The organism is Rhodococcus sp. MEB041, from assembly GCF_030208955.1.
Taxonomy (GTDB): Bacteria; Actinomycetota; Actinomycetes; order Mycobacteriales; family Mycobacteriaceae; genus Rhodococcoides.
The window spans coordinates 265,862-280,850 of the sequence record NZ_JARVSZ010000003.1; the positions used below are offsets into that span (position 1 = coordinate 265,862).

General features: G+C 68.3%; 13 protein-coding genes. 3 read left to right on the plus strand and 10 right to left on the minus strand.

The window, feature by feature from the left end:
• Positions 1-67: 67 nt before the first annotated feature.
• Positions 68-1,483 (plus strand): sugar porter family MFS transporter, encoded by a 1,416-nt coding sequence (locus tag QRN16_RS11120; RefSeq protein WP_056441079.1) that lies wholly within the window; start codon positions 68-70, stop codon positions 1,481-1,483.
• Between the two features lie 37 nt (positions 1,484-1,520).
• A complete protein-coding gene (locus tag QRN16_RS11125; RefSeq protein ID WP_027506099.1) occupies positions 1,521-1,877 on the plus strand; it encodes a universal stress protein in 357 nt (118 codons plus the stop codon).
• 25 nt (positions 1,878-1,902) lie between these two features.
• On the opposite strand, the gene QRN16_RS11130 is transcribed toward QRN16_RS11125, so the two are convergent.
• Both QRN16_RS11130 and QRN16_RS11135 read right to left on the minus strand, forming a co-directional pair.
• Positions 1,903-2,508, minus strand: coding sequence for a lipocalin family protein (locus QRN16_RS11130; RefSeq protein WP_027506100.1), 606 nt, complete (start codon positions 2,506-2,508; stop codon positions 1,903-1,905).
• Positions 2,505-4,637 (minus strand): MMPL family transporter, encoded by a 2,133-nt coding sequence (locus QRN16_RS11135; RefSeq protein WP_285186645.1) that lies wholly within the window; start codon positions 4,635-4,637, stop codon positions 2,505-2,507. The genes QRN16_RS11130 and QRN16_RS11135 overlap by 4 nt, the downstream gene beginning before the upstream one ends.
• Before the next feature lie 183 nt (positions 4,638-4,820).
• On the opposite strand from QRN16_RS11135, the gene QRN16_RS11140 reads away from it, so the two are divergent.
• On the plus strand, positions 4,821-5,252 hold the full coding sequence (locus QRN16_RS11140) for a MarR family winged helix-turn-helix transcriptional regulator (RefSeq protein WP_051613432.1): 432 nt from the start codon (positions 4,821-4,823) through the stop codon (positions 5,250-5,252).
• On the opposite strand, the gene QRN16_RS11145 is transcribed toward QRN16_RS11140, so the two are convergent.
• The 8 genes from QRN16_RS11145 to QRN16_RS11180 form a co-directional block, all read right to left on the minus strand.
• On the minus strand, positions 5,253-5,687 hold the full coding sequence (locus QRN16_RS11145; protein ID WP_222646389.1) for a VOC family protein: 435 nt from the start codon (positions 5,685-5,687) through the stop codon (positions 5,253-5,255).
• Positions 5,688-5,696: 9 nt separating this feature from the next.
• Positions 5,697-7,142 carry a threonine synthase gene (gene thrC, locus QRN16_RS11150; protein ID WP_222632266.1) on the minus strand — a complete coding sequence of 482 codons (1,446 nt, stop codon included), beginning with the start codon at positions 7,140-7,142 and terminating at the stop codon, positions 5,697-5,699.
• A gap of 110 nt (positions 7,143-7,252) precedes the next feature.
• The gene (locus tag QRN16_RS11155) at positions 7,253-8,098 is read right to left on the minus strand and encodes a type IV toxin-antitoxin system AbiEi family antitoxin domain-containing protein (protein WP_285186653.1); all 846 of its coding nucleotides are present in this window, start codon (positions 8,096-8,098) and stop codon (positions 7,253-7,255) included.
• Positions 8,099-8,186: 88 nt separating this feature from the next.
• Entirely contained in the window at positions 8,187-8,990 is an 804-nt protein-coding gene (locus QRN16_RS11160; protein WP_222632264.1) for a DNA-formamidopyrimidine glycosylase family protein, read from the minus strand.
• Position 8,991: 1 nt separating this feature from the next.
• Positions 8,992-10,083 carry a spore photoproduct lyase family protein gene (locus QRN16_RS11165; protein WP_222632262.1) on the minus strand — a complete coding sequence of 364 codons (1,092 nt, stop codon included), beginning with the start codon at positions 10,081-10,083 and terminating at the stop codon, positions 8,992-8,994.
• 9 nt (positions 10,084-10,092) lie between these two features.
• Positions 10,093-11,142: an adenylate/guanylate cyclase domain-containing protein gene (locus QRN16_RS11170; RefSeq protein ID WP_051613418.1), complete on the minus strand. Its 1,050-nt coding sequence runs from the start codon at positions 11,140-11,142 to the stop codon at positions 10,093-10,095.
• The gene (locus QRN16_RS11175) at positions 11,135-12,583 is read right to left on the minus strand and encodes an HAD-IB family hydrolase (protein ID WP_222649919.1); all 1,449 of its coding nucleotides are present in this window, start codon (positions 12,581-12,583) and stop codon (positions 11,135-11,137) included. Before QRN16_RS11175 ends, QRN16_RS11170 begins: the two co-directional genes overlap by 8 nt.
• Positions 12,580-14,853 carry a glycerol-3-phosphate 1-O-acyltransferase gene (locus tag QRN16_RS11180; RefSeq protein WP_285186659.1) on the minus strand — a complete coding sequence of 758 codons (2,274 nt, stop codon included), beginning with the start codon at positions 14,851-14,853 and terminating at the stop codon, positions 12,580-12,582. The genes QRN16_RS11175 and QRN16_RS11180 overlap by 4 nt, the downstream gene beginning before the upstream one ends.
• Positions 14,854-14,989 lie beyond the last annotated feature (136 nt).

The window sequence follows — 14,989 nt, forward strand, 5'->3', positions numbered from 1 at the left end:
AAGACATACAGACATGGTTCGAGCGTCGCTGGGCGGCTCGGACCCGCCACGCCGACGATGGGATGTCATGTCTTCGCAAGTCAGCACCACGGGAAGTGCACTACCGCCGGACGCACCCGGTCCCCACTCGCGTCGCCTCGGCGTCATCGCCGTGGTGGCGACCTTCGGTGGCCTGCTGTTCGGATACGACACGGGCGTCATCAACGGCGCGCTGGAGCCGTTGAAGGAGGACCTGTCGCTCACGGCCTTCACCGAGGGCTTCGTCGTCAGCATCCTCATCTTCGGGGCGGCCATCGGCGCACTGGTCGGGGGCCGACTGTCGGACAAGTACGGCCGTCGGCACAACATCCTGATGCTGGCCGGCATCTTCGTCCTCGGCACTCTGGGCTGCGTTCTCGCCCCGTCGTGGGAGGTGCTGGCGGTGTTCCGCTTCATCCTCGGCCTCGCGGTCGGCGGAGCGTCCGCGACCGTGCCGGTGTACCTCTCGGAGGTCTCACCGTTCGAGCGCCGCGGTTCCCTGGTGACGCGCAACGAGGTCATGATCGTCAGCGGCCAGTTCGCGGCCTTCGTGATCAACGCCCTCATCTTCAACATCTGGGGCGAGCACGACTCCGTCTGGCGCTACATGCTGCTGGTCGCCGTGTTGCCCGCGTTCGCACTGTTCTTCGGCATGCTGCGGATGCCCGAGAGTCCGCGCTGGCTCGTCTCGCAGGGCCGGGACGACGACGCCCTGGCGGTGCTGAAGCAGGTGCGGTCCCCCGAACGTGCGGAGGCCGAGATGGCCGAGGTGCACGCGCTGGCCGAGGAGGAGAAGCTCTCGCAGACCGGCGGCGCGGCCGACCTGTCGGTGCGGTGGATCCGACGGTTGATCTACATCGGTGTGGGACTCGGTGTGTTCCAACAGTTCACGGGCATCAACTCGGTGATGTACTACGGCACCCAGCTCCTCGGCGACGCCGGATTCTCGAGCAGCTCCGCCATCATCGCGAACACGCTCAACGGCCTCTTCAGCGTCCTCGGCATCACGGTCGGCCTGCTCATCATGAATCGGATCGATCGCCGAACGATGCTGATCGCGGGCTTCTCACTGACGACGCTCTTCCATCTCCTGGTCGGACTGTCCGCACTGCTGCTGCCGGACGGCACCGCCAAGGCATACTTCATCCTCGTCTTCGTCGTGCTCTTCGTCTTCTGCATGCAGGGCACGATCGGGCCGCTGGTCTGGCTGATGCTCGCAGAGATCTTCCCGCTCAAGATTCGCAGCTTCGCCATCGGTGTCTGCGTGTTCATGCTGTGGATCGCCAATGCTGCCGTCGCACTGGCCTTCCCGCCGGTGGTCGACGCGCTCGGCATCGCGCCGACGTTCTTCATCTTCGTCGGACTGGGCATACTGGCCCTGGTCTTCATCATCACGCAGGTGCCGGAGACCCGCGGTCAGAGCCTGGAGGAACTCGAGGCCCGGTTCCGCCGCGAGTACTCCTGACACGATCACCCCACTTCGAGAAGGACGGCGAGACATCATGGCAGTACTGGTGGCAGTGACCGACAGCGACGAGGGCCGACACGCACTGTCGGAGGCGGTGTCGGAGGCGCGCATGCTCGAGACCGACGTGATCGCGGTGAATCTGACCCTCGGCGCGCTAGACACGAGCGACGTGGGCGGTGACGTGGCGGTGCGAGTGATCGACCGGGCGGGGCGCGAGGACCGCGACCCGGTGATCGCGGTGATCGACGAGATCGAGGCGCACCCGGAGGTGACGCGACTCGTGATCGGGATCAAGAAGCGCAGTCGGGTGGGAAAGGCGTTGCTGGGCAGCGTCAGTCAGCGTCTGCTGATGACGTCACCGGTGCCGGTGCTCACCGTTCGACCCAGCTGAGCCGAACGGTGAGCGGTGGCGGAGGTCAGACGGTGCAGAGCGGGCGGATCTCGTTGCTGCCCTGAGTGGTCGGCGACGTCAACAGCAGGCAGGCGTTGTAGCCGCGGCTCTCGACGACGCTCCGGATCTGCTTCCACTGATCGGCACTCACCTGCGGCGACCTCGACAGGACGAAGCCGGACGTGCGGAACGGGTCGCCCACCAACGCCCACGAGTAGTCGTCGGCGATGTAGGTGACGATGTAGTTGGTGGGACCCTCGGGATTGTCCTGGGTGGGCACGCCGGGGAAGCTCACGTGCAGCTGCGCCTGCGTGACCGGATCGTTCACCCGGGCGTTGCCGATGATCTCGTTGGCTCCGCCGTCCCAGCGCGTGCAGTTGTTCTGCACGCGCACGTTGCTGGGGTCGAGCACCTGGTAGTTGGCCCGGGTGTCCTTGGCGCAGTTCAGGTTGAACGGCTGCGGGACGGCCGCGATCTGCCACCAGTCACCCGCGTAGCGCTGGACGTCCAGCTGAGCGATGGGCTGCAGCGGCTCGAACAGGGGCTGCGCGGACGCGGCGCTGCCGCCGGCGAGCAGCGCTCCGGTGACCAACGCTCCGGCGACTGCCGTGCGGATGATGCTGCGGATCATGAGGTGACTCCTTCTTTCGTGGCGTTCGGACTGTCTTCGGAGTGCGGGTCGAGTTCGGTCGGCCACCAGATGCGGGGACCGATCAGGGTGAACAGGGCCGGAATCACGATCGTGCGGACCACGAAGGTGTCGAGCAGGATGCCGAGGCCCACGACGATCCCGAGCTGCGTGAGCAGAATGAGTGGCAGGACGCCCAGCACGGTGAACACCGCGGCGAGCACGATGCCCGCACTGGTGATGACCGCGCCCGTCGACGCGACGGCGCGCACGATGCCCGTCCGCGTCCCGTACGACGGTGTCTCCTCGCGTGCCCGGGTGACGAGGAAGATCGTGTAGTCCACACCCAGGGCCACGAGGAACAGGAACCCGAACAGCGGCACGTTGTCGCCGAGGGCGGGGAAGCCGAAGATGTTCTCGCTGGCCCAGCTGCCGATGCCCAGAGCCGCCAGCGTGCTGAGCACCGTCGTGGCCACGAGCACCAGGGGTGCGAGGGCCGACCGGAGCAGAACGAACAGCACCAGCAGTACCACCAGCAGGATCACCGGGATGATCACCAGGCGGTCGCGAGCTGCGGCATCGGACGTGTCCAGCGCCTGCGCATCGCTGCCGCCCACCAGAGCGTCGGCACCCGTGATCGGAGCGACAGATGCACGCAGGTTCTCGACCGCGGCGAACGCGCCGTCGGAGGACGGTTCCGCGTCGAGCACGACGGACCACTCGGTGAGACCGGTGTTTGAGGTGCCGGGCCGGGAGTCCGCAGTTCGGGACACCGACACCACGCCGTCGGTGTCCTGCAGCGCTGCCTCGACCTCCGAGGCCGCCGCGGTCCGGGCGACGACGACGGTCGGATCTGACTGCCCCGCCGGGAAGTGCTCGGCGAGCGTGTCGATGCCGGTGACGGATTCGGCGGTGACGCGGAACTGCTCGGTCTGCGACAGGCCCACGTTCGTTCCGACGAGGCCGAGAATGCAGACGGCCAGCGCGACCAGCGACACCGCCGCGGCGCGGCCGGGTCGACGACCGACGGCGTTGGCGACGCGGAAGAACACGCCCTTGTCCGTCGGCTCGGGATCGCCCACGCGAGGAACGAACGGCCAGAACAGCTTCCGGCCGAACAGTGAGAGCAGTGGCGGAAGAACGAAGAGCACGAAGACGGCGGCGACCACGAGACCGGCCGCGGCCAGACCGCCCAGGCTGCGCGTACTCGGCAGAGTGCCCAGCAGCAGCGTCAGGAGCGCGAGCACCACCGTCGCGTTGCTCGCCACGATGGCCGGGCCGGCGCGTCGCACGGCATGGTGGAGGGCGACCCGGTGGTCGCTCTCGCGGCGCAGTTCCTCGCGGTACCGGGAGATGAGCAGCAGCGCGTAGTTGGTCCCGGCGCCGAACACCAGGACGCTGGTGATGCCCGAGGTGCTGCCGTCGAACGAGAGCCCGGTGAGCCCGGACACGGCGGTGCCGACCGTCGAGGCGACCCGGTCACCGAAGCCCACGACGGCGAGCGGCACGAGCCAGAGAACCGGTGATCGGTACGTGGCGATCAGCAGCAGGGCCACCACCAGCGCGGTGACGCCGAGTAGCGTGACATTGGCCCCGGAGAAGGAGTCGGCGATGTCGGCGGCGAACGCGGGACCGCCCGTGACCTGCGCCGTCAACCCGTCGGGGAGGCCGTCGGTGGCAGCGGTGCGCAGCTCGGTGACCAGATCGGCCAGTCCCGTTCCGGACTCCGACGTCGACACCTGGACGGGGGCGATGGCCGCCTCGCCGTCGGGTGCGGGAACGACCGGGGAGTCGGGCGCACCCGCGTCCACCCCGCGCTCGACACCGTTCATCCGCATCCTCGCGGCAGCGACGTCGGCGAGGTCCTGTTCGGACAGGGCGCCGCCGTCGGCGCGCGTCACCACGAGGATCACCGGCGAGAGGTCGGAGTCGGGGAATTCCTCGAGCAGGGCGTCGACCCGTGCCGATTCCGCGTCCGATGGGAGCGATGTCGGTGAACTCTCGGCAGCGGAGTTGCTCCCGACGCCGCCGATGAGCGCGCCGGCGGCAAGGACGACGAGCAGGGCGACGATCCAGGACCGAGGCCCCGAGACGAGGCCGGCCACGCGGTTCCACACAGAGTTGTCGCTCACCGGAAAAGTGTCTCAGTTAATTGATCGTTAAGCAACTGAGACATTGCTCGGAGGTCCGGCGAGTACGCTGACACCCGAGTTTTCGAAGGAGAATCTGTGTCAGCACACGAACGGTCGGAGCGGTCCGACGCGACCGACGCCGACGGTGCCCGGCGCGATCTCGAATCCACGATCGCCGCCGACATGCGCGCCATGACAGCCGAGTCGGATCAGCTCGGCCGTGTGTTCGGCTCTCGACACCACCTCAGCGCGAACGACTTCCGAGCCCTGCTGCACATCATGGTCGCCGATGTCGGTGGACGTCCGGTGTCGCCGGGCGAGCTCGGCTCTCTCCTCGGACTCTCCTCCGCCGCCATGACGTATCTGGTGGAGCGGATGATCGCGTCGGGTCACATCCGCCGCGAACCCGACACGCGGGACCGACGGCGGGTCATCCTCCGCTACGACGAGCCGGGAATGGACGTCGCACGGCAGTTCTTCGGCCCGCTCGGACAGCACGTCCACGAGTCGCTGTCCGCGCTGCCAGACACGGATCTCGCTGCGGCGCACCGTGTGTTCGGAGCTCTCACCGACGCCATGCAGACCTACCACCAGGAGATCAAGAGCACCGGGTGATCAGGCCCCGAGCTTCTGAGCGAACATGACGATGATGCCGCTGGGTCCGCGCACGTAGGTCAGTGCATAGACACCCTCGTAGTTCGCGACACCGCGCAACGGGTGGCAGCCGTGCCGAGCGGCCACTGCCAGAGCCTGCTCGAGGTCGTCGACCTCGAAGGCGATGCGGTGCATGCCGATCTGATGCGGGAGCGTCGGTTCCGTCTCGATCATGGTGGGATGGCGGTTCTGGAACAGCTCGATGCGGCCCGCCCCGTCCGGCGTCTGCAGCATCGCGATGTCGGCGTGATTGCCGTCGAGACCCACCGCCGTGTCGGCCCACTCGCCCTGGACCGTGTCACGGCCGAGGAGTGTCAGACCCAGATCGGTGAAGAACGCGATGGCCTCGTCGAGGTCGCGTACCGCGATCCCGACGTTCTCGAGTCGTATCGACATCGCTCGACTCTAACGACCGGTGTGCTCCACGATGACGTCCTTCACGCGATCGACGTCCGCGGGGACGACATCGAAGCGCTGCGGCAGGTCCTCGATGCCCTCGAACGCCGGCGGACGCTCGGGTTCGGTTCCCAGTGCCTCCCGCACGATGTCCGCGAACTTCGCGGGCAACGCGGTCTCGAGCACGATCATGGGCACGCCCTCGCGCAGGTTCCGGCGGGCGACACTCACGCCGTCGGCGGTGTGCGGGTCGATGGTCACGCCGTAGCGCTCGGCCACGTCGCGGATGGTCTCGACGCGGTTCGCGTGCGTGCTGCGGCCGGACACGAAGCCGAACTCCTGGATGCGATCGAACTCGGGAGTACCGGAGAAGTCGAAGCCGCCGTCGGTGTCGAGCGCGCGGAACAGCTCACCGAGCCGGACCGCGTCCTGATCGACGAGGTCGTAGAGGAAGCGCTCGAAGTTGGACGCCTTGGAGATGTCCATGCTGGGGCTCGAGGTGTGGTGGGTCTCGGCGGCCGCGCGGGGACGGTAGACACCCGTGCGGAAGAACTCGTCGAGGACGTCGTTCTCGTTGGTCGCGACGACGAGCTGGTCGATCGGCAGGCCCATGCACCGGGCGATGTGCCCGGCGCACACGTTGCCGAAGTTGCCGGACGGCACCGAGAACGACACGCGCCGGCCCGGCCCGTCCGTCGCGAGGAGCCACCCGTGCACGTAGTAGACGACCTGCGCGACGACTCGACCCCAGTTGATCGAGTTGACGGTGCCGATGGCGTGGTGCGCCTTGAACTCGGCGTCCTTGGAGACGGCCTTGACGATGTCCTGGCAGTCGTCGAAATTCCCCTCGACCGCGAGGTTCACGATGTTCTCGTCCTGCAGGCTGAACATCTGTGCCCGCTGGAAACTGCTCATCCGGCCGTGCGGGCTCAGCATGACGACGCGGATGTTCTTCTTGCCGCGCATCGCGTGCTCGGCGGCGCTGCCGGTGTCACCCGATGTGGCGCCCAGGATGTTGAGCTCCTCGCCGCTGCCCGCGAGGGAGTACTCGAACAGGTTGCCCAACAACTGCATCGCCATGTCCTTGAATGCCAGCGTCGGGCCGTTGGACAGCCCCAGGAGATGGAGCGAGGTGCCCTGCTCCTCGCCGAGTGGACGCAGCGGGGTGATGAGTGACGTGTCGTCGCCGGGTCGGCCGTTCGAGTAGACCTCGGCGGTGTACGTCCGGCGCGTGATGTCGCGGAGGTCCTCCGCGGGAATGTCGTCGGCGAACTTCGAGAGCACCTCGAAGGCGAGGTCGGCGTAGGACAGTGAGCGGAACGACTCGAGCTCGTCGGCGGTCAGCTGCGGGTACTCGGCCGGCAGGTAGAGACCACCGTCGGGGGCCAGGCCGCCGAGGAGGATGTCCGAGAAGTGCTGGGGCAGGTTGTGACCCCGCGTCGACTGATACTGCATCTTCGTCTCTCTCGTCCGGTGGCGCGCCCGGCTGACAACTGTGCCACATCCGCCGGTCCGGACCGGATCTGGTGCAGTGAACCGTGGAGAGCACGGTTAGCTGCACCGGATCAGCCGGTGACGAAGCGTCGCACCTCGGCCGCCACCTCGTCGGGCCGTTCGACGAGGTCCCGCCACGTGTACCGCAACACCGTCCACTCCCTGCTGAGGACGTTCTGCCGGATCCGGTCGCGGTGGAACGCGGCGCTGTCCGAGTGGAAGGCCCACCCGTCGATCTCCACGCAGACCCTGGCGTGCGGGAACGCGAAGTCGAGGATGTAGCCCGCGTACGGCAGGTTCACCCGCAGTCCGGTGATGTGTGCGGATCTCATGATCCTGCGGAACAGCCGTTCGGCCTCGGACCGGGCACCGCCCTCGGCGGCGCGCAGGAGCTGCTCCGCTCGCACGTACCCGCGACGTCCGGGGTTGCGAGCGTGCGCTCGTCGGAGATGGTCGAGGGTCATCGTCTTCTGCAGGGCGCGATCCATGACCTCGGGGCCCAGCACCGTGGACGCCTCCAGAACGGTCAGCGGCGTCCTCGTCACGAGGACACGGCGCACGATCACGACGTCGATGCTCGGCAGGTCGCGCCGGCGCACCCCGACGCCGGTGATTCCGCGACCGGAGCCTGTCCGGGGCACGGTCACCTCGATCGTCTCCGGGGCCCGCGGAAGCATGCGATACCAGTACGCGGCTGCAGGACCGGACAGCGCGCCCGTACTCGTGGACCACACCGCGCACCGGATCCGCGCGTCGTCGGTGAACGGTCGGTCGACGGCGAAGAACACTCCGCGACTCGTGCGCCGCCAGCGGCCGGTGTGGACGCGCCACTCGATGGCCTCGGGGGTGAGTCCGGCGGTGCGGGCCTGCGCGGTGGTCACCACCCCGTCCTGCTCGGCCAGCAGTCTCTCGATCATCTCGCACTGGACGCGCGCGCCTCCGCGGCAGTTCCGTGGATCGGATCCGGTGCAGTGAACCGGGTACAGCACGGTCGGCTGCACCGGATCACGGCCGCTCCGGCCCCGGCTGGCAGTGCGGGCACCACCAGGTCCGCCGTCGTTCCGGATCTCCCGGCACCTCGGCGACCACGCGGACGGTGGTGCCGCATCGCAGGCACGGCTTGCCCGCGCGACCCGCCACCCAGTGCTGCCGACCTGGCCGGGTGTCTCCGGTGGTCACCTGCATGGCCCGCGGGGTGGACACCGAGTGGCGCATCGCCTTGCGAGTGAGGGCGACCAGTCGAGTGGCATCCACGTCGCACGCCGGCACCCACGGCCCGAGACCACGAAGGAAACACAGTTCGTTGGCCCACAGGTTGCCCGGACCGGCCATGACGCGCTGATCGAGCAGTACCGCGACGATCGGGCGCGGGTCCCGCGCGATGTTCGCCGCCGCCTGCGCGGCGTCGAAGTCGTCGTGCAGCGGATCGGGGCCGAGATACGACAGCGCCGCGTCGACGTCGCGAGTGGTGGAGAACTCGACCACCGGGAGCAGCAGCCCGTACGCGGTGGGCCCGTCGCGCACGGCCAGCCGCACGCGCACGTCGGGATCGAGGCGACGGGGCAGTCGTCGGCCGGGCGCGGTGACGGTCCACGACCCCGTCATCCTCAGATGCGTGTGGAGCGTCAGGTCGCCGTCGAGATCGGTGAGCAGGTGTTTGCCGTGCGTCCGGTGCCGTTGGATCGTGCGTCCCGCGAGGTTCTCCGTCGCATGTGCGGGGACGTTCAGCCGGCCCTCGGCCAGTTCCCGGCCGTCCAGCGCCGCCCGCAGACGTGCCGCGAGCGCGTGGACCGTGTCCCCCTCCGGCACGTCAGGTCCAGTACAGGAGCTGCGCCGCGGGCAGGACGTCCCGTAGTTCCTCGGTGAACCAGCTCTTCATCTCCGCCATGGTGTCCTTCGGGTAGACGTACTTGACGCCCCCGAACTTCGAGCGCTTGGCCGAGCGCGAGTCCTCGTCCATCTCGAGCTTCGTGGCCGGGTACCAGCTCAGCAGCACGTCCTTGCTCGACGGAGTGAACCGGTGCGTGATGATCTCGGCGGTGAGGTCGACGTCCGGGACGTCGGCCAGCGCCGCCGCGATGTCGGCGAGGAGCTCGCCGTACTGCTCGCGCCAGCCGGGCACGGGCATGATCGGAGCGATGGTCACGCCCACCGGGTACCCCGCCTGCGCGAGCGCACGCAGCGCCGCGATGCGGGCGGGCATCCGAGCCGTGCCGCCCTCGAAACGGTTCCCGATGTCGCGGGCGTTGACCGACAGTCGCACCCGGGTACGCCCGCCGTGGTCGAGGCCGACCAACTCGGTGACATCGTCGAACTTGGTCGTGAAGCGGAGGGAGGCGCCGGGTCCGAACTCGCCGGCGCCGACCCGCGAGATGGCGGCGGCCAGTGATCCGGTGACGTGCTCGATGCCGAGAGGGTCGGTGTAGCAGGACATCTCGAAGGTGGTGCCCTCGTGTCCACGCTCGGCGGTGCCGCTGGTGATGGTGCCGCGGCCGACATGCGTCGCGATCGGGGCCAGGACGTCGTCGAGATTGGCGTACACCCGAGTGACAGGTGGGCCCGACAGCGAGCCGGCGAGGTAGCAGTACTGGCAGTGCGCCGGGCAGCCCTTCGCCAGGTCGATGCGCCAATCGGCGCTGGGTGGGATGGGTTGCGGCTTCAGTGCACTGGGCGGAGCGACCACGACCGCGAGCGTCGACTTCGCCCGCGCGTAGGTCTCCCGCTCGGACTCGCCGCGCAGCCCCGTGAGGCGATCCGCCGGGAGGACGTCGATCTCCGACACACCCGCCGCCTCGCACCGCCGCACGATCTCGGCGGTGTGTGGCAGTTCGGCGGCCGACTTGGTGATCATCACCCGCCGGGGTGTCCACAGGCGGGTCGGAGTGAGCAGCGCATCCGTCATCACCTCACGTCAACGCTCGGTGTCGCGCGATCCTTCCCGCTGGTGGTCGCGATTGCGACGCAGCGCGTAGGTGCGTAGCTTGCTGAAACCGCGCACCCGCAGGGGTCGTAGCGACTTGAGGTAGAACTCGTCCTCGCCCGACAGCGCGTCGGCCGTCTCGCTGTCCACCAGCACCGTGCCGGGGTGCGCGTTGCTGGTCAGGCGGGCGGCCATGTTGACCACGGACCCGTACAGGTCGCCGAAGCGGGCGAGCACCGGACCCACGGCGATGCCGACGCGCAGCGCGGGAACGTCGTCCCGGTCGGCGAAGGCGTCGTGCAGCTCCAGGGCGATCCGTGCCGCGTCCCGGGGGTCGGTGGTCTGGAACATCACCTCGTCGCCGACGTTCTTCACCACCGATCCGTGGCCGCGGGCGATGATCGTCGTGGCCACCGACTCGAACTCCTCGAGCAGCGAGGTCAGCTCGGAGACATCGAGTCGACGGGTGAGCGAGGTGTAGCCGACCATGTCCGCGAAGCCGACCGCGAGCACCGTGTCGGTCTCCCCGCTCGACTCGACGGACAGTGCGCGCCCGGCCACCGCGGCGAGATGGCGCCGCCACACGTAGTTCTGCAGTTTCTCCATGGTGGGCACCGTGTCCGCGGCGGTGACCCGGGACTCCGATCGAATGGCGTCCGGATCGGCGGCGTCGGCAGCGATGCGCGAGCGGATGTAGGAGTTGACGACGCCCACCTGCCACTCGGCCAGTCGTGACATCGACTGCCCCAGCGTCCGCGCGACCGCCACCTCCATCGACTTCTCGACGACGTTCTCGTCGACGAGTGTCGTGAGCAGGCGCAGCGCCTCGATGTCGGCATCGGTGAACATGACGGCGTCCGGATCCGGGCTGACCGGGAAGCCCATGGCGATCCACAGTTGTTGCGCGCGTTCGAGATCCACGTTCGCCAGCTCCGCGACCTGATCGCGGGTGTACGTGGGTTCCTCTCCCAGCAGGGTCTGTTCGACCTCGTTCTGCCGGAAGGTGGGCCGGCCGGCGTCCGGTGGGCCCTGGTCAGGCATGGTCGAGAGTCCGCTCGTAGACCGCCCGGACCTCCGCGATGTGCTCGTCCAGTGTCTCCGCCGTCCAGTCCGTCGTCGGGATCGGTTCTCCCACAGTGACGGTGACGGTGCCGGAGTGCGCGGTGAACGAGGACTTCCACATCACGTCGCCCGCTCCCTGGAGGATCAGGGGAACCACCGGGACCCCGGCCGCCATGGCCAGATGGAACCCGCCCTTCTTGAAGCGCCCCAACCGCTCCGTCGGCATGCGGGTGCCCTCCGGGGCCACGGCCACCGACACGCCGCTGTGGAGCTTGTCGATGGCCGGCTTCATCGCTTCGCGCGCCGCGGCGTTGTTCGATCGGTCGACGTAGGCCACGTCGAAGAGAGCCCCGAGGGGGGCGAACCGGGGGTCGCGGCTCAGTTCCTTCTTCGCGACGGCCGTGATGTCCCGACGCAGGACGCGGGCGACGACGATCATGTCCATCGTGGACTGATGGTTGAACAGGAACACCGCCGGTCGGTGGCTCCAGGCGTTCTCCTCGTTCACCACGTTCACCGTGATGCCGGTGAGGGCCAGAGCGACCTCCGGTGCGACGGCGTTGGTGACGTTGGCGCCCACTCGGCGGCTGCCGCTGAGCACGCCCAGGGTCGCACCCAGTCCGGCACTCGCCAGGACCGAGCCGAGGGCGGCGACGCTGCGCACGGTGGACGTCAGATCGGCTCCGCGCGTGGGCCTGCGCAGCTGGACACGGGACCAGCCGCGGTCACGCGCCGTGCGGTCGAGTTCGGGGTCCGGGTTGAGCGCGACGGGACGACCGACGGCCTCGAGCATCGGGACGTCCTCGATGCCGTTGGAGTAGCCGAAACACACGGAGGTGTCGACGCCCTCGGCCGTCGCCCAGTCCTCGATCCCCTCGGCCTTGCGCGGACCCCACAGCGACCGGCCGTCGAGGAGGCCGGTGAGGACGCCGTCCGGCCCGATCTCGGGGTGGGTGCAGATCAGGTCGTCGAAGCGGAGGTCGTCGACCACGGGCTGAGCCTGGTACGGGGTCGCGGACGTCGACATCACGACGCGGTGACCGGCCCGGCGATGCGCGGCGACGAGGGTGCGGACCTGAGGAAAGATCTGCGAAGCGATCTCGGAGCGGAAGAGCCGCTGCGCCTGCTCCATCAACTCGTCGTGCGTCTTGCCGGCCAACGCGTGCACGGCCTTGTCCATCAGGTTGTCGACGGTGGTCCCGCGCACCCGCATCTCCACGACGGCGCTGCTGATCTCCCACAGCTCGAACAGGTCGACGTCGAAGCGGCGAAGACGTTCCTTGAACACGGCGGTCGCGGAGTAACCGTCGATCACGGTGCCGTCGAAATCGAAGAACGCCACCACGTCCGGACCCTTCGGAGCCTGTGCGACCTCGTCGAGCAGATCCTGGAACGTGTGTGCTGGGTGAGTGCTGGTCACCGGTGCCCTCCGGAAGCGTTGTCTGGTCGATCGGGTGCGTCCGCACCGTCGACGGAGTCGAGGGCCACGTGCACCATCGTGCGGATACGTCTGCTCACACGTCCCCACGCCGCGATGTCCGCAGCGAATTCCTCACGGCGGGAAGCGATGTCGTGGTCCTCGGTGGACAGGAGACCACGATTGTCGGCCAACTGCAGGGCGGTGTCGAAGAGCTCGTTCGAGATGGCCTCGCTGTGCTCGAGCTGCTGTCGGAGTCGCCGCGACTGCGCGACGCCCAGGCAGTCGTCGAGGAACGACACCTTGTCGAACTTCGCACCCGGTGTGAGGGTGAGCAGCTGGTCGGCCACCACCTGATACGCCTCGAAGATCGGCTGCAGTACCCGGTGCGCCAGATGAAAAGGCTGCGACTGCAACGACTTCAGCGCGTATCCGGGTCGATCGAGACCGGTGCGCCAGTGCGGATCGATGAGATCGACCTCGGCTTCGAGGCGCTCCCCGAACTCACGCTTCTCGCCGAAGAAGAACTCGAACTTCAGCATGTCCCGCAGTTCCAGCGCGGACTTCCACAGATCGTCGGCGGCCACCTCGCCCGTGGGGCAGTCCTCGGTGCGCAACACCACCAACTCGCCGATCGCCCGCATCACGAAGAAGTGAATGGCGTTGTTGCGGAAGAACGACGCGACGAGATGCTTGTCCTGCGCGAGCAGGAACAACGGCTCCGGGCCGTCGTCGAAGCGCCGCACCACACCGGCCGCGACCTGCGCGCGCACAGCGGCCGTCATGACGTCGATGTCGGTCAGATCCACCCCACCCGCCGTCGGGAGACCACGCTGCTGGATGTACGACGCCAACGGCTCGATGATCGACCACATCTCACGCTTGTTCAGCGCGCGGTCCTCGATGCCGAGCATCGCCATCGCCACCAGCGCCGCCGGCGTCACCGGAGTGGACTCGTTGATGGCGTGCGACACCGCCAGCGCCGCACGCTGCACCGCGACCCGCTTGTCGTCGTACTCGTCGAGGAACTGCCGTGCCGACATCGGAGTCCCGAACCGCAGGTAGACGGTTCCGCGTAACTGGCCCTGGGCGCGGACGTACCCGATGGCCATCCGGATTCCCTCGGCCTGCTTCGTCGCACCGTGCGACTCCTTCGCCATCTCGCCGACCTCGTGCAACCGGTCGTAGGTGATGGACGTCGGGACGAGGTACGCGTCGGCCGCCGTGCTGTTCTCGAGCGCGTCGAAGAGGTAGGTGAGCAGGCCGAAGCGCGGAGGCCGGAGCTTGCCGGTGCGAGACCTGCCGCCCTCGATGTACCACTCGAGGTTGAACTTCTTGCTCAACAGGAAGCTCATGTACTGGCGAAGGGTCCACTTGTAGACCGCGTCGGAGAACTTGCGCTGGATCAACACCACACCGCTGCGCTTCGCGAGCGGGCCGATGGGCCAGAACCCGACGTTGATGCCGCCCATGACGTGATTGAGCGGGAAGCCCTGCTCGAGCAGGGCGGGGCGCAGAACCAGCGGGTCGAGGTAGGAGCGGTGGTTCGGCAGGAAGACCAGGGGGAACGACTTGTCCAGATCGCGCAGCTCGGCGAGCTTCTCGGTGTCCACCTCGACGCGGTAGGCCCGCGAGAAGAAGGCACCGAGCTGGCCCCAGAGTTCGACGGCACCCTTGTTCTCGGTGGCCACCATCTCGTCGAGGATCTCGTGGACCCGAGCATTGACCGCCGACACCGGGGTGTCCACCGAGGCCGCCAACTCCGCCAGATCGGCGCGGAACTGCGAGCGCTCCGTCATCTCCTCGACGACGAACCGCGGCACCTTGTACTCGCTGCCGATGACCTCACGCTCGGCCTTGTCCAGCGTGAGGCTGGCCTGCCGCGCGATGTAGGACGACAGGGAGCGGCCGGCCGTCGCCTCGAACCGCTCACGCAGCGCCGACAACGAGGCGGGCTCACCCTCGATGATGCGCGGCTCACCGCGGCGTGCCCGGCCCACCCGGAGACCGAATCCCTTACGCGGAGCCTTGGTCCAGCTCACCCGCAACGGAGTGATGAGTGGATCGGCGCCACCGGCCCGCTCGGTGAGTTCGTCGAGTGCCTTGCCCGTCATGACGACCGACTCCGGCCGGCCGTCACCGTGGTGACGGTCGATCCAGTCGTCGGCCGCGTGGACGTCGACGTCGGAGACCGCGTCGATGAGGAAGACCTGATCGCCGGCGGACGAGGATCTCCCCGTCAGCGGATGCTCGGTCGAATCCAGTTGAGACATGTCCGCTCGCCTTCCCCCTCCGATGCGCCACCGGTGGTGGGCCGTGCACGTGATGGTCCGCAACGCTACGCCCGGGACAGGTACCCCGGTGCCACTTTCACGAGCCGCCCCGGCCGCGGAACCGAAGTGGTGCCTC